The sequence below is a fragment of the Thalassovita sp. ABM4_323 genome (genome assembly GCF_056158665.1).
Map to the genome: position 1 here is coordinate 47,848 of NZ_JBSWTS010000004.1, position 23,307 is coordinate 71,154.

At 57.0% G+C, this 23,307-nt stretch carries 23 protein-coding genes; 6 read left to right on the forward strand and 17 right to left on the reverse strand.

Annotation, left to right across the window (positions count from 1 at the left end; genetic code table 11):
* Window positions 1–451: 451 nt before the first annotated feature.
* The 5 genes from ACXADQ_RS01570 to ACXADQ_RS01590 form a co-directional block, all read right to left on the reverse strand.
* Window positions 452–1,803 (reverse strand): IS3 family transposase gene (locus tag ACXADQ_RS01570; RefSeq protein WP_475314385.1). Its coding sequence is split into 2 segments (ribosomal slippage): window positions 452–1,467 and window positions 1,467–1,803, totalling 1,353 coding nucleotides; the frame shifts between segments, so codons are not numbered across the junction.
* Between the two features lie 227 nt (window positions 1,804–2,030).
* Window positions 2,031–3,047: a 2Fe-2S iron-sulfur cluster-binding protein gene (locus ACXADQ_RS01575; RefSeq protein ID WP_272490862.1), complete on the reverse strand. Its 1,017-nt coding sequence runs from the start codon at window positions 3,045–3,047 to the stop codon at window positions 2,031–2,033.
* Entirely contained in the window at window positions 3,044–3,997 is a 954-nt protein-coding gene (locus ACXADQ_RS01580) for a PdxA family dehydrogenase (protein ID WP_475314393.1), read from the reverse strand. The genes ACXADQ_RS01575 and ACXADQ_RS01580 overlap by 4 nt, the downstream gene beginning before the upstream one ends.
* 20 nt (window positions 3,998–4,017) lie before the next feature.
* Window positions 4,018–4,503 (reverse strand): aromatic-ring-hydroxylating dioxygenase subunit beta, encoded by a 486-nt coding sequence (locus ACXADQ_RS01585; RefSeq protein ID WP_108887770.1) that lies wholly within the window; start codon window positions 4,501–4,503, stop codon window positions 4,018–4,020.
* Complete coding sequence (locus ACXADQ_RS01590) at window positions 4,500–5,765, reverse strand: aromatic ring-hydroxylating oxygenase subunit alpha (RefSeq protein ID WP_009574087.1); 1,266 nt, start codon at window positions 5,763–5,765, stop codon at window positions 4,500–4,502. Before ACXADQ_RS01590 ends, ACXADQ_RS01585 begins: the two co-directional genes overlap by 4 nt.
* Before the next feature lie 253 nt (window positions 5,766–6,018).
* On the opposite strand from ACXADQ_RS01590, the gene ACXADQ_RS01595 reads away from it, so the two are divergent.
* On the forward strand, window positions 6,019–6,582 hold the full coding sequence (locus tag ACXADQ_RS01595; protein WP_009574086.1) for an NADPH-dependent FMN reductase: 564 nt from the start codon (window positions 6,019–6,021) through the stop codon (window positions 6,580–6,582).
* 809 nt (window positions 6,583–7,391) lie between these two features.
* Here ACXADQ_RS01595 and ACXADQ_RS01600 read toward each other — a convergent pair.
* The 5 genes from ACXADQ_RS01600 to ACXADQ_RS01620 all read right to left on the reverse strand — a co-directional run bounded on the left by ACXADQ_RS01600 (window position 7,392) and on the right by ACXADQ_RS01620 (window position 13,432).
* Entirely contained in the window at window positions 7,392–9,305 is a 1,914-nt protein-coding gene (locus tag ACXADQ_RS01600; RefSeq protein ID WP_009574084.1) for a type IV secretory system conjugative DNA transfer family protein, read from the reverse strand.
* Between the two features lie 14 nt (window positions 9,306–9,319).
* A complete protein-coding gene (locus tag ACXADQ_RS01605; protein ID WP_009574083.1) occupies window positions 9,320–11,242 on the reverse strand; it encodes a relaxase/mobilization nuclease domain-containing protein in 1,923 nt (640 codons plus the stop codon).
* The gene (locus tag ACXADQ_RS01610) at window positions 11,235–11,855 is read right to left on the reverse strand and encodes a helix-turn-helix domain-containing protein (protein WP_040403070.1); all 621 of its coding nucleotides are present in this window, start codon (window positions 11,853–11,855) and stop codon (window positions 11,235–11,237) included. Before ACXADQ_RS01610 ends, ACXADQ_RS01605 begins: the two co-directional genes overlap by 8 nt.
* Before the next feature lie 412 nt (window positions 11,856–12,267).
* Window positions 12,268–12,444, reverse strand: coding sequence for a hypothetical protein (locus ACXADQ_RS01615; protein ID WP_232616948.1), 177 nt, complete (start codon window positions 12,442–12,444; stop codon window positions 12,268–12,270).
* A gap of 649 nt (window positions 12,445–13,093) precedes the next feature.
* Window positions 13,094–13,432, reverse strand: coding sequence for a DUF736 domain-containing protein (locus ACXADQ_RS01620; RefSeq protein ID WP_475314296.1), 339 nt, complete (start codon window positions 13,430–13,432; stop codon window positions 13,094–13,096).
* Between the two features lie 656 nt (window positions 13,433–14,088).
* Between ACXADQ_RS01620 and ACXADQ_RS01625 the strand changes: the two genes are divergently transcribed.
* Genes ACXADQ_RS01625 through ACXADQ_RS01635 form a run of 3 tightly spaced genes read left to right on the forward strand, consistent with a single transcriptional unit; the run spans window position 14,089 to window position 16,092 of the window.
* Window positions 14,089–14,649, forward strand: a complete 561-nt coding sequence (locus ACXADQ_RS01625) for a hypothetical protein (RefSeq protein WP_475314416.1) — start codon at window positions 14,089–14,091, stop codon at window positions 14,647–14,649.
* 30 nt (window positions 14,650–14,679) lie between these two features.
* The gene (locus ACXADQ_RS01630; RefSeq protein WP_009574255.1) at window positions 14,680–15,888 is read left to right on the forward strand and encodes an XRE family transcriptional regulator; all 1,209 of its coding nucleotides are present in this window, start codon (window positions 14,680–14,682) and stop codon (window positions 15,886–15,888) included.
* 9 nt (window positions 15,889–15,897) lie between these two features.
* On the forward strand, window positions 15,898–16,092 hold the full coding sequence (locus ACXADQ_RS01635) for a hypothetical protein (protein WP_009574256.1): 195 nt from the start codon (window positions 15,898–15,900) through the stop codon (window positions 16,090–16,092).
* A 103-nt stretch (window positions 16,093–16,195) separates the two neighbouring features.
* Here ACXADQ_RS01635 and ACXADQ_RS01640 read toward each other — a convergent pair whose 3' ends face one another.
* From ACXADQ_RS01640 to ACXADQ_RS01655, 4 genes are read right to left on the reverse strand one after another with little or no spacing between them, the layout of a single operon-like run.
* The gene (locus tag ACXADQ_RS01640; RefSeq protein WP_009574257.1) at window positions 16,196–17,122 is read right to left on the reverse strand and encodes an ImmA/IrrE family metallo-endopeptidase; all 927 of its coding nucleotides are present in this window, start codon (window positions 17,120–17,122) and stop codon (window positions 16,196–16,198) included.
* 18 nt (window positions 17,123–17,140) lie between these two features.
* Window positions 17,141–17,620, reverse strand: coding sequence for a helix-turn-helix domain-containing protein (locus ACXADQ_RS01645; protein ID WP_009574258.1), 480 nt, complete (start codon window positions 17,618–17,620; stop codon window positions 17,141–17,143).
* Window positions 17,617–18,255 carry a GNAT family protein gene (locus ACXADQ_RS01650; RefSeq protein ID WP_009574259.1) on the reverse strand — a complete coding sequence of 213 codons (639 nt, stop codon included), beginning with the start codon at window positions 18,253–18,255 and terminating at the stop codon, window positions 17,617–17,619. The genes ACXADQ_RS01645 and ACXADQ_RS01650 overlap by 4 nt, the downstream gene beginning before the upstream one ends.
* Window positions 18,252–18,461: a hypothetical protein gene (locus ACXADQ_RS01655; protein ID WP_009574260.1), complete on the reverse strand. Its 210-nt coding sequence runs from the start codon at window positions 18,459–18,461 to the stop codon at window positions 18,252–18,254. The genes ACXADQ_RS01650 and ACXADQ_RS01655 overlap by 4 nt, the downstream gene beginning before the upstream one ends.
* A 157-nt stretch (window positions 18,462–18,618) precedes the next feature.
* On the opposite strand from ACXADQ_RS01655, the gene ACXADQ_RS01660 reads away from it, so the two are divergent.
* Together ACXADQ_RS01660 and ACXADQ_RS01665 are read left to right on the forward strand one after the other, a co-directional pair.
* Window positions 18,619–19,536, forward strand: coding sequence for a multiubiquitin domain-containing protein (locus ACXADQ_RS01660; RefSeq protein ID WP_009574261.1), 918 nt, complete (start codon window positions 18,619–18,621; stop codon window positions 19,534–19,536).
* Complete coding sequence (locus tag ACXADQ_RS01665; protein ID WP_293712390.1) at window positions 19,533–19,919, forward strand: Mov34/MPN/PAD-1 family protein; 387 nt, start codon at window positions 19,533–19,535, stop codon at window positions 19,917–19,919. Before ACXADQ_RS01660 ends, ACXADQ_RS01665 begins: the two co-directional genes overlap by 4 nt.
* Here ACXADQ_RS01665 and ACXADQ_RS01670 read toward each other — a convergent pair.
* Genes ACXADQ_RS01670 through ACXADQ_RS01680 form a run of 3 tightly spaced genes read right to left on the reverse strand, consistent with a single transcriptional unit; the run spans window position 19,916 to window position 23,221 of the window.
* Window positions 19,916–20,707: a TniQ family protein gene (locus ACXADQ_RS01670; protein ID WP_093037357.1), complete on the reverse strand. Its 792-nt coding sequence runs from the start codon at window positions 20,705–20,707 to the stop codon at window positions 19,916–19,918. The genes ACXADQ_RS01665 and ACXADQ_RS01670 overlap by 4 nt on opposite strands.
* Window positions 20,704–21,585: a TniB family NTP-binding protein gene (locus ACXADQ_RS01675; RefSeq protein ID WP_093037101.1), complete on the reverse strand. Its 882-nt coding sequence runs from the start codon at window positions 21,583–21,585 to the stop codon at window positions 20,704–20,706. The genes ACXADQ_RS01670 and ACXADQ_RS01675 overlap by 4 nt, the downstream gene beginning before the upstream one ends.
* 1 nt (window position 21,586) lies before the next feature.
* A complete protein-coding gene (locus ACXADQ_RS01680) occupies window positions 21,587–23,221 on the reverse strand; it encodes a Mu transposase C-terminal domain-containing protein (protein ID WP_139274568.1) in 1,635 nt (544 codons plus the stop codon).
* Between the last annotated feature and the right edge of the window lie 86 nt (window positions 23,222–23,307).

The window sequence follows — 23,307 nt, forward strand, 5'->3', positions numbered from 1 at the left end:
GAATGGGATGCCTGCAGATATCCAAGTCACGGGTTGAGCTGTCTCGTACACATTCTTTACTGTTCAATCGCTCTTTCGGAAAAGGGCGGCACCGACAACATCGGTACCGCCCGAAATTCGCCCACAGGGAGGAGGTGGTGGGCGAATTATTAATGTTGAAGTGCCGAAACCATTCAAATCTCGAGAGAATCTCTTTTTTAAGAACGGAAAATTGTTACTTGATCGAAGTTTCTTGCAATTAAGTCGACCTCATACGGGACTCCGACTCACAACAAGAAGACCTCATTGCGCACTTGAGACACTCAAAAAACCAAAATAATTGAATACCTCAATCAAGGAATTTCGCCCCTTCCAAGAAATTAATTGTTGATTTAGAGTGTCCGTCGTCAGAGATTTTGGGTCAGAGGGCGGCCTGATCTAAGAGAGGATCTGGCTCATCTGGTTGGTTTGACTATGCGGCCGATTTGCGGTGAAGCAAGCGTCGCGTTTCGATGGTCTTCTGTTTGATCCTTTCTCGTTTTTTCAGAATGGCTTGTCCGCGCCCGAAGTAGACATCGGCGGGCGTAAGGTTCTGCAGGCTTTCGTGGTAGCGCCAGTGGTTGTAGTGCTCGACGAACGCGTCGATCTGCTGGCGGAGATCACCTGGTAGGTAATAGTTTTCCAGCAGGATGCGGTTCTTCAAGGTTTGATGCCATCGCTCGATCTTACCCTGAGTTTGCGGGTGATATGGAGCGCCGCGCACGTGGTCCATCTGCTGATCTTCCAGCCAGTCAGCCAGTTCACCGGAGATGTAACTGGCGCCATTGTCCGATAGCAGCCGCGGCTTGTGCAGAACGGTCGCCTGATCGCAGCCAGAAGCCTGCAAAGCGAGGTCCAGCGTGTCGGTCACGTCGCCTGTTTTCATCGTCGTGCAGAGCTTCCAAGCAATAATGTAACGGCTGTAATCGTCGAGGATGGTTGAGAGATAGAACCAGCCCCAGCCGATGACCTTCAGATAGGTGAAGTCGGTTTGCCAGAGCTGGTTCGGTCGTGTCGTCTTGTCGTGGAACTCGTCAGCGGCAGACAGAACCACGTAAGCCGGGCTGGTGATCAGGTCGTAGGACTTGAGGATGCGATAGACGGAAGCTTCTGATACAAAATACTTTTCCGTATCTGTGAAGCGCACGGCCAGCTCGCGTGGCGACAGATCGCTTTCCTTCAGGGCCAGTTCTTTGATCGTCTCACGAACCGGCTCTGGAATGCGGTTCCAGACCCGTGACGGCTTGGGGCTGCGATCCTCCAGAGCCTCAGGGCCGCTAGTCTGATAGCGATCATACCAGCGGTAGAACGTGGTCCTGGGGATGCCCAGTTTGTCCAGCGTGCGCTTGGTTGGCAGGTGCGACCGCTCGACCAGCCGGATGATCTCCAGCTTCTCAGATGCAGGATACCTCATTCGTCGTCGTCCCCATCCGCGATCATGCTTTTTTTGAGCAGCCGCAACTCCAGCGCCTGTTCGGCCACGACCTCTTTCAAATCGCGGGATTCCCGACGCAGGTCCTTTACCTCGTTCGACGTTGCCGCACGTGCTGTATCCCCAGCCAAGCGCTTCTTCCCAGCTTCAAGGAATTCCTTCGACCAGCTATAATACAGGCTCTGGGCTATACCCTCGCGGCGGCACAGCTCAGCAATGCTATCCTCGCCCTTCAGGCCATCCAGCACGATCCTGATCTTCTCTTCGGCAGAATACTGTTTGCGTGTGGCACGGCGGATGTCCTTAACAACCTTCTCGCCGTGGCTTTTGCGTGTTCCGGGTTTCTGTCTCATCTCCACTCCTTGGTGGTTACGATGTGCCAGAAACCCTCTCTTATCAAATCACCCTAAACTGTCCCATTGGTGCTGACGTCAGACAGAACGAAGGCACTCCTTCAACTGGTACTGGATATGAGTGAGATCTGCTCTCAAATTGCTGTTGAAATTTCATGGCTTACTCCTCCCTTGGAATTTGGCCTTGAGGAATTTATCAGTTGTGACACTTGTTCCGCTGTTGCTGCCTATGCAGGTAGTTCGTCCGTTGGTTCGCCCGACGGCACAAATGCATCGCTGTAGAAAGCTGTTCTATCGAGCTTGGACTCCGCGCAGAAATCTTTGCTTGCCGCATCAATCATCATCGGGGCACCGCAAGCATAAACCTCTAAATTCGACATATCCGGATAGTCCGATTGAACTGCCTTATGTACGAAACCGGTACGACCATTCCATGCGTCCGGAGGATCAGAAAGAACGGGCGTAAACGTAAACCAATCATGCTTCTCTGCCCACATTTCAGGAAGCGAACGCAGGTAGATATCGGCTTCGGTATTTGCTCCCCAATACAGATGCAATGGACGCGATCCACCCTCTCTGATCTGGTGTTCGACGATTGACTTGATGGGAGCAAATCCCGTTCCTGTTGCGATCAGAATTGCGGGAGCTTCTGTGTTTTCATTTAGTGTGAAATTTCCAAATGGAAGCTCAACTGATAGGATCGATCCCTTTTCAAGGTTGGCAAGAACCGTTTGAGAAAACTTCCCGCCGGGAACGTGGCGAATGTGCAATTCAACACCATCGTTCTGATGAGGCGGATTGGCCATCGAATAGTTTCTGCTATCACCGTCGGGCATTAGCACATTTAGGTACTGACCGGCCTGAAAGATGGATCGGTTGCCGATTGGGAACCTCAAACTAATGACTGACACGTCAGAAGCGGGCTGCTCAATTTTTCGAACTTTGGCCTCGAATGTCTTGCGAGAAACGGGTTCAACTTTCTTGATACTTTTCGGGGCGATTTCAAGATCAGAACGAGGTCTGGCCTGGCACAGAAACACACCTTCGGCGGGCCCGACGCATGCACCTTGCCCACGAACGGCAGCCTCGCCGGATGCAATACCACCTTCGCATGAGGAACAGACGCCTTTTCGGCAAGAATAAGGGATCGCGAAGCCGGCACGTTCGGCAGCGTCTAATACGGTTTCACTCTCTCCACACTCAAAACTGATATCCTGACCAAAAACGGAAATTTTGTGGGTCATGTTGCACCTCCAACGAGTTTTACAGCCCTGATGACTGCTTCAGGATCGGCACAGTTCTTGCCCGCGATGTCGAAAGCCGCGCCATGTCCTACGCTTGAAAACAGGGTGTTAGCTCCAATTGATAGAGCGGTAGACTTTCTACCGGCTAGCAGCTTGACTGGAATATGCCCCTGATCGTGATACATTGCGACGAATGCATCATATCCATCTCTTGCCAACATAGTATCGGCACCTTCGGGACCATGTGCATCAATGCCTTGTTCACGCAATTTCTGTATTGCGGGGACAATGATACGATCATCTTCATCCCCAAAAAGTCCATTTTCTCCTGCATGAGGATTGATGCCAAACAATCCAATTTTCGGCTTGTCCACTCCCAATTCGCGTAGTGCTGCATCGGCGGCGACGACCGCCTTTACTACTAGTTCTGGATCTATCCGATTCAGTGCGCCGCTTATGCCCTCATGTAATGTGGCATGAACAATACGCAGACCTCCTCCAACCAGCATCAGAAAGATGCTGTCAGGGCCGGTTTTCAATAGATCTGCCAACAGGCTCGGGTACCCCGAGAACTTTCGCCCCGATAAATTGACAGCTGTTTCCGAATGGGGGCATCCAACAATTCCTCGTCCAAAGCCATCGGACAACAATGTTAATGCAGCTTCGACATAGGCAACTGTAGCTCGCCCTGCAGCGGCGCTTACCTTTCCTGGTATGAACTCCGCTGTAGGCATCGCTTCGATTGGATGAAGATCAATCGTTTTTTCATCGCTTCCCCACTTAGATCGGTTGGTTTGAACACCGAATCCCAAAGAATCTGCTAAAGGAGAAATTATGTATTCATCGCCCAGCAATACTGGGCGACAAACAGGATCCTGGTACAAGCTGGCTGCAGCTTTCGTCGCAATTTCAGGTCCAATACCATTGGGATCGCCGATGGTTAGCAGCACAGACCTAGTGTCGGACAATCTCACAGCGGAAACCCAAGTAGCGTATCAATATAGCTGCTATCGAGAACAACAATACGCTTCATGATTTTTGCGTCGTTTTCGGATACTTTGTAACGGTCGACATATCGGCCCGTGGCGAAAAGGTCAGTCGGACCTTCGCGGGTAATCCGTGCAACCATAAACGATGTTTCTGATTCCACCTCGTCACCATCTATGCTCGAAATATTCGGTTGCCCGAGAATGTGCCTGTAGGAGTGACGTTCGTAGACGTTGGCCTCCAATAACGACAGAATTCGGTCGTGAAGCATTGCCTTGCTATCTAGCCACATCAAGCCAGCCTGAAGGCCTTGCGCAAAATTGTCCGCAGATGTGATCTGATAAAAGCAATCATCGGCGAAAAAATTTGGCCAGTCATAGAAGTCACCATCGTCGATCGTATACGCATATTGGGCTTGAGCCATGCCGATAAGATTGGTCAATTCAGCTCGTTTTTTCATGCTGCTCATAGGCCCATTCTCCCACGGTACTCGGTCCAGAAACCACGAATTGCGGCCTCAGTAATTCGATCTTCACTCGTTTCGATTGAGTAACCACCCATCGCAAGTACGGCACTTTCTTCTGCGGCCCCTTTTGTTCCGCGCTGAACGAAATTACCAATGCAGCCGTCCTCCATGGAGACATACCCCCCCGGTCCGATTAGGTTGGAAAGTTTGAGACGGGCCTTCCGCTGATCTGGAGTATCGTCTTCGAACCCGATATAGGTCCACTTCAAATGCATGCTGTCTGTGCCTTTGGGCAATACGGTACGAACAGCAACTGAATTTTGGATTTGCTGCAAAACGAAATTTGGAAAAACAGACAGAATCTGGAGCGTAATATCGTCGTCGTATTCCTTGAAGCTTTCCAAAAGCGTCATATCAGTCAAACTCAGATCGGAATCGGATCTGATATTTTCGTCTTTATATGCATTTTTTTGAACTTCGTCCAAAGAACCACCATGGTCGACGCAAGAATAACTCACATGACATCCACCGGTTTCATTCACGATGATCCCGCCTTTTTGCGACAGGCGATTCAATTCAAAAGTCGTAAAAAAGGTGTGGAGAATACTGGCGTGATAACTATCCTTTGTATTCTCTACGTAGAGCTTCCAGTTGTTGGGGAGAATTTGTGTGAATTTGCCAAGGACAACGGGTTTCCGCCCTCCCAAAACGCGCTCAATGCGCTCAAGAACCGCTTCTCCCAGGTAATCTTCGATATCATCCACATCTTCATCGAAGCTTCCGAAAACAAGCCCATGTAGCACTGATACCCGCATTTTGCGTGGGCCTTGATTTTCCATTTTAAAGTCACTTGCGATACCGCCACAGCCCTTGATGCCATCTTTGAAGGCAACTCCAATCAGATCCCCCTGAAGGCTGTGCGTCCAAGCGTGATACACGCACGTGAAGTCTTTAACGTTCCCTCTATCCTCTAGAGCCAACAATGAACCACGATGCGCGCAACGATTTTCGAATGCGTAGATTTGGCCATCTTTGTCACGCGTCACAATGACAGGAGTCTCACCAGCAAAGACGGCAACAAAATCTCCTGCCTCTACGAGCTCGGCCTCAAGGCACAGGAAATTCCAAACAGGGCCCTGAAAAATCTTCTTATTTTCTGCTTCCAGAACATCTTGGCGCTGAAAAACCCAATACGGAACACGCGTTGCTCCATCTTTAGCGGGCCATGTCGGCTGTTTAGCCGATACTTCTTCAGGGTCTACCATCAGCGCATCTCCTCATGCAAATATGTTCGCTTACCGAACGTTGATCGAATATCGTACATTGTTCTTTACATGAGCACGTTTCGGTGTCAAGTACCTCTAGAGACGCAAGGATGTCATGGACGGTGGACCGGACAACTTGGGAGCGTTGAGGCGATTCAATTCTTGTTCGGTAAATGAACAAGTCTGGTTGGGTCCAAAATTGTCGATCTTGCCCCCCACTAGGTTGCGGGCTTAAGAATGTTGGAGATGTGATATGATGAAATTACTGGCCTTTTCAGGGAGCAGTCGAAAGGATTCAATCAATTCCAAGTTGGTGCAGGCCGTGGCTGATCTGAGTCAATCGCATCAACCGGGCAAAGTTGAAATGACATTTGTTAATCTTATGGATTTTGATGCGCCGAATATTGATGGTGCGAATGCCTCACGGCCCGAGATGCCGCATCAAGTCATAAAGTTCCGCGACTTACTGCGAATACAAGATGGCTTTATTATCGGTTCGGATGAGTATACCGGTGCTTATTCGTCTGTGCTTCGCAACCTGATTTCTTGGCTTGTTCTGGAAGATGGCCTAGGCGGCACGGCATTTAACAACAAGCCAGTCGCGATATGCGGTGCTTCTTCACGCGGTGTGGGGTCTGTTCGCGGCCATCCCGCTCTTCAACAGCTGTTTCTCACTCTCGGCGCAAATGTTATTTCTCAGAATATTCGCCTGGGCACAGCAGGCAGCATTTTTCAGTCCAATGGCAAACTAACTGATAACGTGCAGACACAGCTTTTGGACAATACTATTGCAAAACTTCTGTTTCCCGCTGAATAGTCTGCAGCATGTTGGTGTGGCCTAACGTGCTTGCTTGATGAATACTGATCATGTTTTTTTGAGGTGTGCGGTTGCTTAAAGTCGGATGATGGCTGAGGCTCCTCTTCCCTGAACCGGCATATCCAACGAATTCAACGACACGTAGACCGAGCGCATCGCAGGCGTACATGACAGCAACAAACATTCTGAACTCTGTGACCTTGCGATCCAAATCCAGTACAGTCAGCTACTGGCCTAGCTTTGTCACACATTGCATTTTAATCTCTTCCCGGTTTCTGCGTTGGTAACCGCTTATTCGTGTCCAAGTCGTGCGCCCTAAACGCCTTGATGTGCGGAGGGCATTCGTTGAACGCGCCAGCCCGAGGGGTGTCCGGCTTCCAGGGCGCGATGCTCCTGCGAGATAACAAGACTGTGGCGGCTCTCTTAGCAGCGATGGCATCGTGGCACATGCCGGTGTCATAAACGCCGTCGGCAGTACCATTGCCGATCTCCTGGTCGGGAAGGATTTGGGTGGGCAATGCAAGTAGCATAGACACTTCGCCCACCTCGCTGTTGGTGAACTCAACGGCCCGCATTTCCAAGCTCTACTTGTCAACTCCTGTTTTGCTCTTGCGCGATATGTGAGCTTCGGACTGCTTAACCGGGTGAAAGACTTTTTGTTTGTTGAGCAACTCTGCCAGACAGCGGCTGTGGAGAAGTCATTAGCAGGTACGCTTTACTATGGCCTTGCCGCTACCGGAGGCTGCAATGAGTCATCCGCTTCACGCAACACAGAAGATCAACCAAAGCCGCTTGCACGATAGCTTCGGTCATCCACCCAACAACTCCTCAATAAAATCCTCTTGCCGATCGACCGCTGCCTCCCATTCCTTCGGCACCGCTGTTTCCCGTTCCAACGTCTCTGGCTCTGGTTGCCCGCGCCCAGCCTCCATCGCCATCACGCTCATCGCGCGCGCTTCGCGACGCTGCGAGCGATCCCGGACAGGCGCGCGTTCGGCTGGTTTCGCCTGTTCGTCTGCGAGGGCTGCGTCACCATCCACGCTACCCCAAGGTCCCACGCCCTGCACACTCGGTGGATAGGGGAAGGGCTTGCCCTCCTGGCGGGCCAGCATCTGCTTGAAGAAGGGATCGTCGTAATACTTGATCCGGCTCGCCTTGATAGGGTGCTGGGGCGAGGCGAGGATGATGACCTCGTCGGGGTCCATCAGGCGCGCTTCGGTCTCGGAAAGCAGCGGCCGTTCTTCCAGACGCGCCGAGGTCGAGGTTGCGCCGAGGAAACCCTTGTCGCGGCCATACATCCGGGTGACCGCCTCGCGGGTGGTGCTGCCGACCGCGGCGGAAACCTCCTTCACCGTGCGCTGGTCACGCGGGGTGATGTAGAGCTTCAGCCCTGCCCCGTTCTCGAGACTTTCGCGGCCCTCGGGCCCGTAGATGCGATCAAGCGAGGCAAGCGACTGCGCGATCATCGCGACGCGGCCGCCATAGCTCGCCAGCGAATGGATAGCGCGTTCGAGATACGGCATCGCCCCCATCTGCTGGAATTCGTCGATCATCATCATAACGGGCCAGGGCTCGTCCGGGCCCGGCTCGTTCAGGCGGATCGAGGCGATGAGGTCGGCAAACATCAGGCGCAGGAGCGGGGCGAGGGTTGCGATGTGATCCTCGGACACGGCGATGTAGAGCGACTGCGGGGTCTTGCGGAAGGTTGAGAAATCAAAGTCGCTCGCCTCGGTGGCCGAGCGCACCGCCGGGTTGTCCCATTGCTTGAGACCGGCGGTCATCAGCGCCTGGATGTTCGAGGTCAACAGTCGCGACGAGGCAGAAGCGGCGTTGATCCAGAGCTCGCGCAGGATGTCTTCCTCGGCCTCGTCGGCATAAGTCTTGTACTGCGCGTTCTTGTACTCGCCCCCGGCGACGATCTTGTTGACTTCCCCAAGGTTCGGCGTGCCGCGCTGGATCGCCAGCAGGCAGGCCGCGACAAAGATCGACTTGCCCGCCTCGGAGAAGGTGTCGAGCGTCTTGTTGTCCTTGTCGAGGAAGAGGTCGGCCAGGATCGAGACCTCGGTGAAGCGCTGCGCGAACGTCCGGGCCTTGGCGATCCGCGCCAGCGGATTGTAGCGGTGCGTAGCATTGGCCCAATCAAACGGGCTGAACCGATAGACCTCGTCTCCGTTCAGTGCCCGGAGCCGCGCGGTCTTCTCGAAGTTCTCGCCCTTCACGTCGAGCACCACGACCGAGCCAGCAAAGCTCAGAAGGTTCGGGATCACGAAACCCACACCCTTACCCGCGCGGGTCGGGGCCACCATCATCACATGCGGGATGGTCGTCGAGGAGATGAACTCAGCCTTCGAGGCCGGGGCACCAAGCTTGCCGCAGACGAAGCCCTTACCGGGGGCCTGCAGCATGTCGTTCTTCTTCAGCTCCGCCTTGGTCTGCCAATGGGCCGATCCGTAGTCGTCGCGCTCTTTCTTCCAGGTCCAAGCCAGCGCGAGCGCGCCGAGGCCAATGGCTCCGAAGCCGACAGCGCCAAACCCTACCTTGAAGGCATCCGGATGTGCGGCGCGGGTGCCGGTGCTGGCCTTCCAGAGCGCAAGCATGTCGAAACTCTGAAACCCGGTTTTCAGGGCCAGGGTCAGGTAGAAGGCGGCAACGATGGTGCCGATTACGGCGCCGCAGATCACACCGAAAAGAAGCGCGGCCCAGAGGGGGAGTGTCTTGGTCATGGTGGTCATCCCCTTCAGAATTCCATCTCGTCATCGAGACCGCGGTCGCGGCCAAGGTCGCGCCCCAGCTCTTCCTGCTGGCCGCGCAGCCGCGCCACCTCGGTCGCCTTGTCCTGCTGCAACCCGGCGGCGCGGTCGGTGAAGATCTGGTCGCCTGTCTCCTCGAAGGTCATCTCAAGGAATTCCTGCGTGACCGTGATCTGGTCGAGCTTGCTCGGCAGGACCGCATCCAGAACCTCGTAGTTGCCGCGACGAAGCTCGGCCAAGCCCTCCTCGCCCAACTCCTTGAAGAGCTCGGACTGCAGGGTCCGCTCGACGGTCTCTTCCTGTTCCTCGGTGAGCTTGCCGTCCCGCAGCATGTCGGCGAGGTCCTGCAGGTAGGAATTGGGCGTCCGGTCGTCCTCATCGATGAGGGGCAGTGTCGCCTCTTCCTCGTCCGCGAGAGTCCGACCGATCTCGACACCCATCTCCTTCGCCCGTTCCATCAGCGCGTCCATCACGCCATCGACTTTTTCGAGCGCGGCGTCGAGTTGGTCGTCACTCGCGGTCTCGACGCTCAGGCCGTCCTTCGCCAGCACCGCGTTCATGTCGCGCTCGACCCAGTCCTGTGCCATGCCGTAGTTCCGCGTTCCGCCCGCCGCGATCCGGGCCACCAGCTCCTCGGTGTCCATGCCCACCTCTTCGGCGCGCTCGAGCACATCGCGCAAGCCCTCGTCATTGCCGGACCGCAGCGCGGCGATCAGCACCTCGCTGCCCGCCCCCGGCGGATACGGTTCCTCGAGCTGCTTGCCAAACCGCGCCCGTAGCTCTGGGTCTGGAACCATCTGCGAAAGGTCCGCGATGATTGGTGCGGCCTTGGCCTCGAAGGCGGCGCGTTCGGCCGGGTCCAGTTCCTCGGCCTTGAGCCTCAGCGCCTCGATCGTGCGCTCGGAATAGTCGATCGCATCACCGACGGTCTTGATGTCCTTCATATCTATCGTCCTTTCGGTGAAGTTCCACGGCGTGCCGGAACCGAGCCCGTCCGCCATGACGCGCACGGCGCGCGCCATGTGGCGCTGGTCCATCCGGTCCAGCAGGTCGGCGAGGTTCTTGTAGTCCTTGGCGAAGCCCACCACCTGCGCCTGCGCGATGGCGGATTCCTTGGCGGTCATGACGATCTCGCGCGGCAGGCGAGCCTCTTCCTTGGCGCGGTAGATCTCCTCGATCCCGGCGGGCTTCTCAAAAATACCGCGCTCGAGCCGTGTGGTGGCGTCGAGCATGACGCCATAGCCTTCAGCGATCTCGGCCTGCTTCTCGCGCATGAGCTGCGGCGACATCACACCCTCAGCCCAGCAGGAGAACCAGGTGCCGTTTTCGAGGCCGCGATTGTTCAGGATGATGTGCGCATGCTTGTGCGCCCGGTCATCATGGACCGCGAGAACATAGTCCCATTGATCGCCGTATTCGCCGCTCTCGAAGAAATGATCCGTCCAGTCCATGGCGATGTCGCGCACCTGATCGACCGTTACGTCGGTCGGGAACGACAGCAGCATGTGCGAGGTGAACCCGAGCTTGGTCGAGCCGCGCCAGGTGCCGGCCCAATCCTCGATGATGTCCTCTTTCTGCTCTTCAGAAAGCACCGCCGCGTCGGTCAGCGCATTGGTCATCGTCGAATAGGTGTAGACCGCCTTGTCGTTGATGTAGGAGATCTGCGCCCCGAGGGACACCCGCGTCTTGCAGCCCCCTGCCCGGATCCGTTTGAAGACCGCCGCGCGGCTCTGACCCGAGGCCGCCTTCAGCGCGTTACGCGCCGACAGGGATCCGACGCGTGCGAAACTGCGACCCTGCCGACGCCCCGCCAGCCGCGCGTCGATCCGCGCCGCGGCCTGGCCCCGGATGCGCTCATCCTCCCAGAGCCGCCCCATGACCGAGACGTAAAGGGCGAGCGGATCAGCCATTCCTGATGAGCCTCAATCCGCGTTCGATCGTGCGCGAGCCGTCCTCCAGAACCGCGCTCTCTGTCCCCTGCCCTTCTTCCTTTTTCGGCCACTCCTGAGCACGCAGCGCCTGCGCCGCATCCTTCATCCGGCCCATCTCACGGCTCATGGACTGCGCCAGATCAAGGAGTTCGATCAGCACCGCGCGGTCCGCCTCCGAAACCTCCAGCCGACCGCGATGCACCGCCTTGGCGAGCACCAATCCTGCGTCGCTCACGTCCTTCGCCTGACGCCATGCGGCGCAGAATTCCGAGACCAGATCACGGGGCACATCGAGGAAACCGCACCGCCCGCGCAGCACCGCATTGAGCGCCTGGGATCGGTTGGCAAAACCCCGTTCGCACCACTCGGCATCGAACACAGCAAGCTCAGACTGACTGGCCCGGAAGGCGACCGTTTCGCTCGGGTCGCGCACCGCGATGCCCTCCCCCGCCTCCTCTTTCGCGAGCCGGTTCACGTGGCGCGGAGAGATACCGAACGCCGCCGCCAGCTCCTTCGCGCTCTCGCCCGCCGTGAAGCGCCGCGCCACTTCGATGCGCTCTTCTAGCTTCAGGTTTTTCGCTGGCCTCGGCACGGGTCAGACCCCTCGGACAAAATGTGCAAACATTGGCCATATCCTGCCAACGTCATCCTTCTCCCCTTCGCTTATACTTCAATACATCACATTGCGCAATATTACGTTTTGCATAGTGTGTCTTTTTGCTGGAAATAGACGCCATCAAGACCCCGCGGCGCGGCGCGACATGGTACGGGTCCCGCCCTCATCGATGCAGGACAACCAGGTCGAAAAAGCTTCCGAAACTTGTGTTCATGACGCACACGACGACAGGCAAACCAAACGCTCGAGCCGGTCACGGATCGGGCGCCAGGAACACGAAAATGGCCCGCGCTGGATGGCGCGGGTCGCACCGTCTGCGAGCGTCACGATGCTTCTGAGAGTCGACGTCAGACCCCTGCGGATCCGAAGACCCGCAGGGGTATCTGGGTCAGTGACCCAGTCCCAGAGAACGCAGGTCGTCGTAGCGGCTGCGGGCGATCAGCGCCTCGGTCTCGAGGCTGTCGAGGGTCTCGGGATGGGCGTCTTCGTCGAAGGCGGCGAGGTAGTCCTCGAAGGCCATGTCGGCTTGCAGTTCGGCGAGGTCGATGGATTGTTCGAGTGTCATGGTGTGATCCTTTCCGTTGATCGTCGTTGGACGGATCGTGGAAAAGACCGGGGGCATGAGAGCGGGCTGCACCCGGCACGGGGCGGAATGAAATGGAGCACGCCGGGGGCAGGTTTGTTGTGAGCGATGCCTCGGCAGCGCTCAAGGCGTCAGCCGTCCAGAAACCTGCCCCCGGCGTTGCAGACCGCTCGACCCCGGGCTAGCGATCTGAAAGGCCAACAGGTCGACGGAAAGGCGCGCGGCGGTGATCCTCACGTGAGACGTTGCCCCGGGATGCATGACGATGATTTGCGATTTCGTTGCCTGCGGCGCAGGGCGAGTTCGCCGCCCCAGGGAGCTTCGCCAAGACGACCCAGGCACGGGTTGCTCGACTGAGAGAAGGGGTGCGCTTACCTCGCACAGTAGGCTCCCAGTTTTCTATGCTGACATTCGGTTCCGCCTGGGGTTCCTGCGATCCGCGCTGTCACTGAACAGAAAGATCGAAGCCGCGTCGGCGACCTATCCGGTCTGACTATCCAGTCTGACTATCCGCGTCGGCGTCCGCGTCCGAAATATACCGCATCCTTCGGACACCAATAGTGCACCAGTCGAGGACAAGTTCCCCCGGAACGAGAAAGAGCCAGACCGCCGGAGCGGTCTGGCCCGTGGCTTAGGCGGCGTCTTTGGGACCCCAGGGGATGACGGCCTGCAGGGACAGATCGTCCTGGTTCGCGGCCTTGCCGAGGTTGGCGTTGAAGCAGTGGTCGCGGATGGTCAGCGTGTAGTAGTCCGCGCCGGTCTCTTTGTTCTGCTTCTTCCAGATGCCGCCGCACTCGACCAGCTTGCCGCGCGGGGAGCGACCGAGGACGCGATGCGTCGGGGCCATCGGGTTCGCGCTTGCGACAGGTTCGACCGTGATGTCGAGGTCGAAGGTCAGGGTCGAGATGGAGCCGACGCCCTTGGCGGTTTCGATGTCGGCGCTGGTGAATTTGATGCAGTTCGTGGTCATTGCTCTTCTCCTTGTTTGCGTTGCAATGATGGTCACCTTGCAGCTGGCCAAGGCCCGGCCACACCGAAGGCGAAGCGCAGCGGAGAGGGGCAGGCGCCGGTCTTTTTGTTCCGCGCGGAATGGCCCGCAGGGACAGGGGAAAAGGATCGGCGACAACCTTTGTGGACGGGACGACAGCTGCGACCAGCATGTCATGCAACTCAGACAAAGGGAGAAGTGCGGTGGCCACGAAGGAAGGTAGGGGAACAGCCGAGGGAGATGCGGCAGTGGCATGTGAAACAATAACCTATCGCCGGCCTCGTCTTCAGGATGAACCTCGAGAGGATCCAGTCCTAGGCCACTCGGCCAGCCTTGGACCGGTCGGCACTTGGTCAAAGCGAGGCACTAGCTCGGGATGTCCAGGACGATAAGATGAACAAAGCCGGCTGCTCGCAATTGACTTAACGCAATTTTTGAGCCACATTTCCCGCAAAACGCAACCCCAAAGAATTGGAGCAGTCATGGGGGATTTTGTCAAAACCCGTTTCCCGGTCGCGATCTATCGCGGCCTGATCATTGATCTTGAGGACCGCCTGCGCGGAGAAGCCCTTAAAGCTCATCGAATGATTTAGGATCACTCTGGTCTGGATACACGTCGTGCACGGCGCCTTGAGGGAATGTCGCGTTTCCACATGATGGAAAAGGGGTTTCAGGAGGTCTGTGAACTTCATGGCGGCGCACTGCTCGACGGCGGCATTATCCCCGGTTCGGACTTCAAGGTTTTCCAACCGTTCATGCGTTTCGAGCATGAAGGGCAAGGCTTCATCCTTGGCCTCGCGGCAATGCCGGAACCCAGCAAGCTTCCGGTCAAGAACAAGTCGCGGAAGGCCGGTGTGACACTGAACTACAAGCTGTCTCCTCACTTCGATTTTGATGGTACTGCCCCTCAGATCGGGGACATCTGCATTTTGTTTCTCTTCGCTCGCGACCCTGAACAAGCCGGCAAGATTAAGGAGTTGGCCATCGGGCTCATTGACTCCGATTATGAGCAATACCTTTTCTACGAACGGATCGACCAGTACCTCGCGGATGACGGGGATGTGTCGGAACCCAGCTCGCCGTTTTCAACTCCTCCCGCATTGCCTGCCAGCGGTGCTGTCCGCCTGAAGCGCACGATGAAGCTTTTTGTTCCCCCCGAGGCTCCATCTGTGGATGACGAACAGGATGGCAAAGCGTAAAGGGTGCCACCGGCACCAGAGGAGGGAAAAATGCGAGTGGGAACACCCGGCTTCGTGCCGGAACGTCTCGTTGAGGCGCGCGCCGCCCGGCGCGTTCAAAGCATGAAAGAGTTGGCCTTGATGCTGGGAGTCAGCCCTAGTTCGGTTTCCCGTTGGGAAACCGGCAAACAGGCGCCGGAAGCTGATGCTCTGGCAGAATTGGCGAAGGCCCTGCGGGTCCGGCGAGAGTTTTTTCTCCGTCCGGTCTTCGATAGCCCGCGACCGATGTTCTATCGAAAACTGGTCAGCACGCTGAAGCGCGACCGCGAGTATCAAACTTCTCAGGTGAGCTGGCTACATGAGATCAGCCACGTCTTGCAGCATTATGTTGATTTCCCCGAACTCGACATTCCAGACGTTCTGGGTGGCTCCAGCTACAGTCAGCTTCGGGACGAAGACATCGAGGACATCGCCGGCGAACTGCGGTCCCACTGGCAATTGGGCGAAGGCCCTTGCACAAATGTCGTAGCGGTCCTTGAAAAGATCGGCTGTGTCGTCGGCTCCATCGAAATGGGAACGTCCAAACTCGACGGCGTCTGCAGCTGGTCCAAGTCCGAGGACCGTCCTCACATCTTGCTCGCATCAGACAAGATGAATCTCCCCCGTCGTCAGATGGACGCCGCTCATGAACTGGGTCATGCAGTGCTGCACCGGAATGTCAGCGCAAAAGCATTGCGCGATGATCTTCCAGAGATCGAGCGCCAGGCATTCCGTTTCGCAAGCGCGTTTCTTATGCCGCAGACGACTTATGTGCCGGAGGTCCCGAACTACTCCCTTGCAGGGTTGCTGTCCCTGAAAGAACGTTGGCGCGTTTCTGTGAAGGCCCAGATCAAGCGGTTGGTGGATCTAGAAATCATCCCGCAGGATCATGCCACGCAGTTCTATAAGACCTATTCCGCCAAAGGCTGGAACCGACAAGAGCCGATGGACAAGGAGTGGGCTGTTCCAAAGCCACGTATGTTGCATGACGCTCTTTGCCTGATCGTGGATTCCGGCACCCGCAGTAAGGACGACCTGCTTTCGGTCGAGTTCACGATGCATCCAGGCGATATTGAGAACCTCGTCGGCCTTCCGTCTGGTTGGTTCAGCAAGAAAACAGGCGACGTGGTGTCATTGGCTCTCAAGACGGACGCTTCGCGTGAGACAGGTGCACCTGCAGGAGGGTCGGTGATCCCATTCTCCCGGCGTGAATCGCAATAGGGTTGGCACATGCGAGTGAAAATCGATGTCTCAGAAGAGGAACTGGATGGTGACTATGGCGCGGTTCCGGGTCTCATCATCACTTGTACCCGGTGCCGGCACTCTGTGGAGGTGTTCGGCACCGAAGAAAATTCGGTGAAACGCGGAGCGGTCATGCTTCGGGGTGAATGCCCTTTTGATGAGGACAATTACTATGAAGCATGATCTCGCAGCAGCAATTGGCCGTCATTGACAAGCAGCGCCAACCCTTGAAGCGCAAGCATTTCAGAGAGCTTGGCAGGCATTGTCAGACGGCTCTTAGAATATGCTAGATTGCGATCACTGATCGGTGCGGACCTCGGTAAACGCCGAGGGTTAGCGCATATCCCCATTTCACGGTTTCAAAGGTGAAGACATGTGGATCGCCGTTGTCATCATGGAGTACGATATCGGCACCCCCCAGTCGACCACCCCTGGCCGCCGAACAATAATCCACAACCATATTGAAGACGTCAATCTCATCGCAACCTTTGAAGCCGCTTGCAAACGCAGGCGACTGCACAAAGTGTGAACAGGGTTCTTTAGGGTCGAAGTCCGCTTCGCGTTTGATTGGATGCGGGTGTCCGGTGACCAGACCGATGATAGGCGTCGAGGCGCCCCAGATTTCGACACAACGCCAGAACGTCGTGGTGAGTGTGTTGTCAAAGCGGGGCTGGAGTGCCTTCACCGCCTCCAAACTTGGCGCATAGTCCCGTGCTTCGATGGCGAACCTATCGCGCAAGAATAGAAGACGCGCAGCAGCGAAGTTCGCCTCGGCTTCCATCTGTTCATGGCAGTTGGGCCGGAGCGTTTGCTTGTCGTCGCCGAGCATGGCCCCTTCGTGCCAGGGCAAGAGGCTGTGACCTACTTCATGTGCTTCAATCCAACGGAATTTCAGCTTGTGCAGATCCTTGTCCATTAGGATCCGTTTCTCATCCGGAAGGTAGAAGGCGCGCAGATCGAATTTCTTGACGGCATCTATGAAGAGAGTTGGTCGCCGCAAGACCTGCTTCCCGGCGACGCGCAACATGCTGATGACATCGTCCATCAGCGATGGATCGTCTTTTTGGAAGTATGCCCGATCAAGGTCGAGTGCATCCCGGACATGCTCAAGTTTGAGCGGCGGCTCTGGATTGCCCAGTCTGTTCAGCAGCCGCTCAACGCGTTCGTCGATACGTTCCTGAGTCCGCCGGCGAAGAATGTAGTTTTTGGCCATGGGACCCGTCTCGCTCTGTTACGTCGCTTTCATCGTCAGCGCTGCAACAACAGCGTCATGAAAGGCTTGTTCGTCTGGTGTCACATCCTTGATCGGAGCGGACCTGGCGGCGTATCGTGTGACTTCTTCCAGCCAATGGCCTTCTTTTGGGACCGCAAGGCCAGCCAGTTCCATCAGCTTTGGCTGCGGCAGATCAAGCGCGTTCGACAACCCCCATACGGTCCGGAGATCGGGTTCGTAATGAGGGTCCTGTTCGATACTCAGCAGCTCGCCGACCTCGATGTCCGCGTCGTCGGCGAGCTTTTCGATTGTCAGGCGCCGCTGTCTGCGCGCGACATTGATAAAGTGGCCGAATACCAGTCGGGTTTCTTCAACACGCAGAGATACCGCATCAGGGTCAACATGTGGGCGCGTGGCAAGAGCTCCAGCTCCAGGGGTAACATGCTCGTCGAATGCGAGCATTTTTTTGGACCATTCTGCGGAGATACCGTAAGTCATTTTAGCTCTCCTTTTAGGTATGCCTCGGCGGCGCCCGGTGTGGACTCGAAATACGGCAACTTGCCCTCATACTCGTCGGGCCGGGTGCCGAGGTTAGTGAAGCCGCAGCGCTCATAGAACGGGATTGCTTGCGGCAGGGAATGCAGGCCGACGCGGCCTTTGAAGCCTTCGTCGACACTGCGGGTAATGGCGGCGTGCATCAGCACAGGGCCGACCAGTCGATAAATCGGCGCGTCGGCATAAGGTTCGCGCCAGTTCCAGGGCGCGACTTCGAGATAGTCGACATAGACCAGATCCTGTCCGGCCTGAGAGTCCAAGCGAGCACGGCGGGAGGCGAGATCTAGCCGCATCATGCCTTGGGTCACATCGCGGCAGACGACACTATACCCAGTATGGCCGAGCAGCCCACGAACCTCATTCATCTTGCCGCGCCAGTCCCAGTGCCAACTTTGGGGCCAAGCGGTGTCGGCGGGACCGATACCGTTGTCCACCAGACGCTTCATGTAGGCCTGGACGGCCGGACGCCACTGGAACTGCCAGTCGATCAGCTGTTTCTCGGCAATCTCGTCATGCAGATCGGCCTCGACCATCGCACCAGCGGCGGCATCGAACAAATGGACCTGGTAGGCGGTCATAGCATCATGACTTCCGACTTATCCTTGGTCTTGTCGTCTTCGAAGAACAGCTTGTCGCCGCGCTCGAGCCGGACATCGACCATCTGATACAGACGCAGGGCCTGCCTTATCACGCCGATCTTGCTGAGATCCTTTTTGGCGCAAAGGCCTTCCAAAACGCCCATCTCCGCATCTGTGAGATTGAGCGTCATCGTTCGCTTGCTCATTTCCTTATCCTCCAAGACACGTGAGACATAGCCATACTTGAAGCAATTGTCAACTTAAAAATAGCCTACAGTTAGCCATTGACTGGCCATTCTTTGGCTACTATATCCACCAAATGAGGCCGGTCTGGTTCGGCGAGCACAGAAAAGGAGACTGGCCATGGCGCTGGAAACGATTGAACTTGAAGACGTGGCGGCTTGCGTCGCTGCTGGACGGAACCCACGCCCCCAGGGGCCGTACCGGGTGCAGGTCGGCAATGGAGACCTCACCTTTGACGGATACCGGATCGACGATCCGGTGCCGACCGGGAGGCAACTTCTGGACCTCGTCTCGGCGCGTCCCGCGGAGGAGCACTTGGTGTTCCAGTTGCTTCGCAATGGCGATTTGAAAGAGTTGACGCTCGATGAGACGGTCGATCTGCGCACGGCAGGGGTTGAGCGCTTCATCGTGTTCAAGAGTGCGGAATCCTACCGCATCGAACTGGATGGTCAGGTGAAGGAATGGGGCGCCTGCGTAATCAGCGGCCGGGTCCTGAAGCAGCTGGCAGGTGCCGCCGACAAACCGGACTACGGTGTCTGGATGGAAATCCGTGGCGCTGAGGACCGTCCGATCGACGACAACGAGCTCGTCAGGTTGGACGGAAAAGGTCTGGAGAGGTTCTTCACCGGGGCGACTACCTCGACCGAAGGCGCGGAAGCCCCCATCCTGCCTATGCGTGATCGCCGATACCTCGAAGGACGCGGCCTGACTTTCGTCGAATACCGCGAAGGAGCGCAGACCGGTGTAATCCTGCGAGGCTATTGCCTACCGGACGGCAAATATCAGGTGGCACAGGCCGACATCCTGATCCTGCTGCCGCGGGGCTATCCGGATGCTGCGCCGGACATGTTCTATGCGCAGCCCTGGCTGACACTGGCCCTTTCGAGCCGCTACCCGCGTCAAGCCGACCAGCCGCTGATCTTCAATGGGCAGCGCTGGCAGCGTTGGTCGCGGCACAACAGCGACTGGCGTCCCGGCACCGATGGTATCTGGACCATGCTTAAGCGGGTTGAGACGGCGCTGGAGATTGCGGCATGAGCCGCCTCGATTTCACCTTGCAGGAACGTCACGAAGCCGAGCTTCGGGCGCTCCTGCACCGCCCCGATGGCCATGAAGCCGCAGCCTACGTGCTTTATGGAGTGAGCCGTGTCGCGATGGACCCTTGGGATCGCCAATCCCGTTTGCGACTGACGTCCTACCGCGTGATCCCAGTTCCGGACGAGGATCTGATTTCGGCCAGCGACAAGCATGTCACTTGGTCAACGAAATCGTTTCTTGACCTGTGTCGTGTGGCAAAAGCAGAAGGCCTGATCGTCGGCATCGCCCATAGCCACCCGGGCGGGTATCCCGAATTCTCCACACATGTCGCTTTGCCTTTAAATCTGAGACATGGCGCTTTGAGCGTCGAGTTTTGTCCTTAACTGTGAGATTCGGCTGTCTTTGGTCCTGTGCTTCTGGCGCGCTGTTGCGCAACATGATCAACTGCGGCAAGCAGACGTGGCTCTCTCTCGAAGGCGCGCAACAGAGCAATTCTTACATAGTCGTCGGCACCGGCGCTGGATATGGCCGCTTTTATCAGCGGACGAGACTGGGCCGCAGCGATCGCCGCAAGGCAGAACAGCCTCACTTCCGGTCTGGGGCTCTGAAGAGCGAATAACGGATCCCCGCGGACGGCCTTGAGCGACATGCCAAAGGTGACCGCGCGCATCGCACGTCGAAGTAGGTTGGGGCGGTTTGACGTCGCTGCGTGCTCAAGCAGCCCTGCCCCGCAGCGCGCACGGTCTATCAGTTTTTCAGGCAACTTTTCGTCACCGGGCTTTGCGAGGCTCCGAACAAGTAGGGTCCCGCAAAATTGGCAATCAAATGCCCAGGATCGCCGCCAATGCCTGAGCGAGAGGCCGCGTCGGGAACACTCGGGGCAAGACTGGAAAGGAACTTGCGCTGTGAGCATCATCTCCATTTTCGTCATTGCCCTAAAAGTCATTGACTGCACGGTGTCGGGATCGACACGCGCAGCGATAGATATCTTTTCCGCATCGGCCGCCTCAACGTCGAAGTCCAGGGCGGCGCCATGTCGTGTATCGATCTCGATATGGGCCAGCAGTTCCGCGTCATTACAGTAGTTGGCCGCAGCCAGCCGAGACAACCAACCTGACAACAACTCGTCTGGCAGCGGCGCGACAGTCTTTGGCAGCGGGCGCGGCTTCACACCCGGGACTTCTCGAGCCGCCGCCCAGCGGACGCGTGACGCGACCAAACCGGCGTCCATTTTGCGATTGCGTCATCGGTGATGCATTCATCACCAGTGACAATGGCGTCGATGGAAAGATCCTTGATCAGGGCGAAGATGCGCGAGGTCACCCCACCGGTCAGTGCAAGCATCTGCTTGAGCGACTTGACCTTCAGATTGGATTTCTTCTCGAGGGGCATTGCCGCGATGAGTGTTTGAATCATGTCCGAGAACTCGGCATCGTCGCGCCAGTTTGGCAGGTGATGTTCGTCCAGCCGCCTGGCAAGCTGGAGATCACCACGGATGGCATCGACGGCCTCGCTGACCCCGAGGCATACCAGCGACACTTCGAGTTCATTGCTGAGATACCGCAGAACATTGAGAAAGCGGCGCTGTTCGCGGTGGGTCCCGGCCAAAAGATTGTGGACCTCGTCGATCATGATCATCCGCAGGCCAAGGTCGCGCAAGAGTGCGATGACACGGACTTCGAGGGAAGCCACATTTTGAGCGCGGGCGCTCAGTGCCGTCGCCGGGGCGCCGACGGCGGCCAAGATGTGCAGATAGAACCGCCGTTCGTCGGGTGCGGGCGGCGCTTGCAACAGCAGAAGCGGTGTGCGCGTGATGCCTGACGGCGGATCGTATTCTGGTGCGTACTTGCGCGACAGGTTTCGGGCGATCATCGTCTTTCCGATCCCGGACGCGCCATGCACAAGAAGGCCAGGCATACGGGTTTGCCTTGGCGCCTCGATCATACCCTGCAAACGGTCCAGCACTTGTTCGGCCCGCGGAAAGCCGATCCAAATGTCCGATTGAATGAGGGCGATCCGACCGTCTTCCTCAGTTGTCCCTGCCGTCAATTCACCATCTCTCTACCTTGAACAATGGGCGCGATGTATCACCCGTATCGATCGCGCGCAGCCCTTCGGTTGTCGCGACAGCCGAGTTGGCGCCCTCCAATGTCCCTTTTCTTTCACGGGATCGGCGTTCGGCCTTCGTGAGGCCCCGGCTTTCAGCTTCGATCTGGCGTTGCTGTCGGATCAGCTCAGCCAGGACCAGCTCATTGGACCCGGACTTGCCAAGTGCACGGGCCTTCCTCATGGCTTCGCGATATTCCCAGAGCGGCACGGGCGGAATTTCCAGGTTTCTGTAACGCGCCTCAACATATCGGCCATCGTCCAATTCGACCCAGATCATTGAGATATCGCGAGGGTCGTAGCGAACGACCACCTTCCCATCGCTGCGCCCAATGTGGCCTGCAAGAGCATCCGACCAGTACCGTATCTGAAACAGATGGATGCCGTCACGCCTGACCTTGCGCAATTCGCTCGGCAAGAAGCTCACCCGAAAGGCTTCCATCTCGAAGGGGATGTCGCCCATCATTTGCTCTGAGAGCGCCTCCCATTTGGCGACGGGCGTACAGCCAAGACTTGAATGAATGCTGTTGTTGTAGCGGCAGATTTCCAGGGCAAACCAGCGATCGAAGTCGCCTAAAGTCATCGTGGCCATGCCTTCGGCATCGTAGTCGCCCTTGGCCACGACCGAGGATTGCGTTGTTCCAGGCAACAGGTGCACGGCCCCCATCATCGTGCCGATCAATCGTTCGATGTGCCCTCCGAAATGAGGACTGCCTGGCGGCCGATAGACCAGATCGATCCCCCATTCCGCACATGCCGACCGAAAGGCATGCGACCGGAAATCGCGCCCGTTATCGACGTGGATGCTATGCGGTTTACCCTGCGCGGGCCAAGGAACATTGCACACCAATTCCGCCAGAAGTTCCGCCTTGGGGGCCACAGCCTGTGTCAGGCAAAGCGCCACTGACAGACGCGAAGGGGCCTCCAGAGAGGTGTAGTATCCAGTTACCATCCGCGTTGCGATGTCGATCGCCAGCGTGACCCAAGGCCGCCCAATTGGTTGGCGTTCAAAGCTGTCGACAAGAATGATGTCCGCCGGCGTATGATCAATTTGGACGATCTCCAGTGGCACACTGGCCTTGACCTCACCTGTGACCGGCGCAAATTTCTGGCGGGCCACCTTTGCGCCCTCTCGTGCTTTCGCAACTTCGCGGGCATCCATCGCATCCAGACGACGCTGAACCGTCCGCCGTGTCGGCGGCTGCAAGCCTTGTTGCCAGCACGCGCTGCGGATTTCTGTCACGACGCGCGACAGGCTCGAACGCTCCCGGCGCAAGAAATAACGGCGAAGATGTTCTTCGATCACCGCTTCAACTTTGCCGGATATCAAAGTTGTTCCAGTCGGGCGGCCCCGTTTCCGCGGCACCAGAGCGCTCGTGCGCCCACCCTCTTCGGCCAGCCGCTTTAACCAACGCCATACCGTAGCCCTGCTGACACCGAGTTCCCAAACGGCATCATTGATGCCACTTTCCAGACCGCCAGTACCTTTCAGATATGCCTGAACAAGCGGACGCAGCACTGCAGCCCTGCGCGCCTCTTCTGCACCAACGGCAACTGAGTCTTCGCCATCATTTTCCATCGATATCTGCCGCACAAGCCTGTGAACCCTGTCTCAGGTTTAAGGGCAAAAATATCGGAATTAAAGGCAAAATCTCATATTTAAGG

Coding starts and splice junctions, on each gene's coding strand:
- ACXADQ_RS01575 (WP_272490862.1), bottom strand. CDS start 3,047: ATGACCCACAAAATTTCCGTTTTTGGTCAGGATATCAGTTTTGAGTGT.
- ACXADQ_RS01585 (WP_108887770.1), bottom strand. CDS start 4,503: ATGAGCAGCATGAAAAAACGAGCTGAATTGACCAATCTTATCGGCATG.
- ACXADQ_RS01590 (WP_009574087.1), bottom strand. CDS start 5,765: ATGGTAGACCCTGAAGAAGTATCGGCTAAACAGCCGACATGGCCCGCT.
- ACXADQ_RS01595 (WP_009574086.1), top strand. CDS start 6,019: ATGATGAAATTACTGGCCTTTTCAGGGAGCAGTCGAAAGGATTCAATC.
- ACXADQ_RS01600 (WP_009574084.1), bottom strand. CDS start 9,305: ATGACCAAGACACTCCCCCTCTGGGCCGCGCTTCTTTTCGGTGTGATC.
- ACXADQ_RS01605 (WP_009574083.1), bottom strand. CDS start 11,242: ATGGCTGATCCGCTCGCCCTTTACGTCTCGGTCATGGGGCGGCTCTGG.
- ACXADQ_RS01615 (WP_232616948.1), bottom strand. CDS start 12,444: ATGACACTCGAACAATCCATCGACCTCGCCGAACTGCAAGCCGACATG.
- ACXADQ_RS01620 (WP_475314296.1), bottom strand. CDS start 13,432: ATGACCACGAACTGCATCAAATTCACCAGCGCCGACATCGAAACCGCC.
- ACXADQ_RS01625 (WP_475314416.1), top strand. CDS start 14,089: ATGTCGCGTTTCCACATGATGGAAAAGGGGTTTCAGGAGGTCTGTGAA.
- ACXADQ_RS01630 (WP_009574255.1), top strand. CDS start 14,680: ATGCGAGTGGGAACACCCGGCTTCGTGCCGGAACGTCTCGTTGAGGCG.
- ACXADQ_RS01635 (WP_009574256.1), top strand. CDS start 15,898: ATGCGAGTGAAAATCGATGTCTCAGAAGAGGAACTGGATGGTGACTAT.
- ACXADQ_RS01640 (WP_009574257.1), bottom strand. CDS start 17,122: ATGGCCAAAAACTACATTCTTCGCCGGCGGACTCAGGAACGTATCGAC.
- ACXADQ_RS01645 (WP_009574258.1), bottom strand. CDS start 17,620: ATGACTTACGGTATCTCCGCAGAATGGTCCAAAAAAATGCTCGCATTC.
- ACXADQ_RS01650 (WP_009574259.1), bottom strand. CDS start 18,255: ATGACCGCCTACCAGGTCCATTTGTTCGATGCCGCCGCTGGTGCGATG.
- ACXADQ_RS01655 (WP_009574260.1), bottom strand. CDS start 18,461: ATGAGCAAGCGAACGATGACGCTCAATCTCACAGATGCGGAGATGGGC.
- ACXADQ_RS01660 (WP_009574261.1), top strand. CDS start 18,619: ATGGCGCTGGAAACGATTGAACTTGAAGACGTGGCGGCTTGCGTCGCT.
- ACXADQ_RS01665 (WP_293712390.1), top strand. CDS start 19,533: ATGAGCCGCCTCGATTTCACCTTGCAGGAACGTCACGAAGCCGAGCTT.
- ACXADQ_RS01680 (WP_139274568.1), bottom strand. CDS start 23,221: ATGGAAAATGATGGCGAAGACTCAGTTGCCGTTGGTGCAGAAGAGGCG.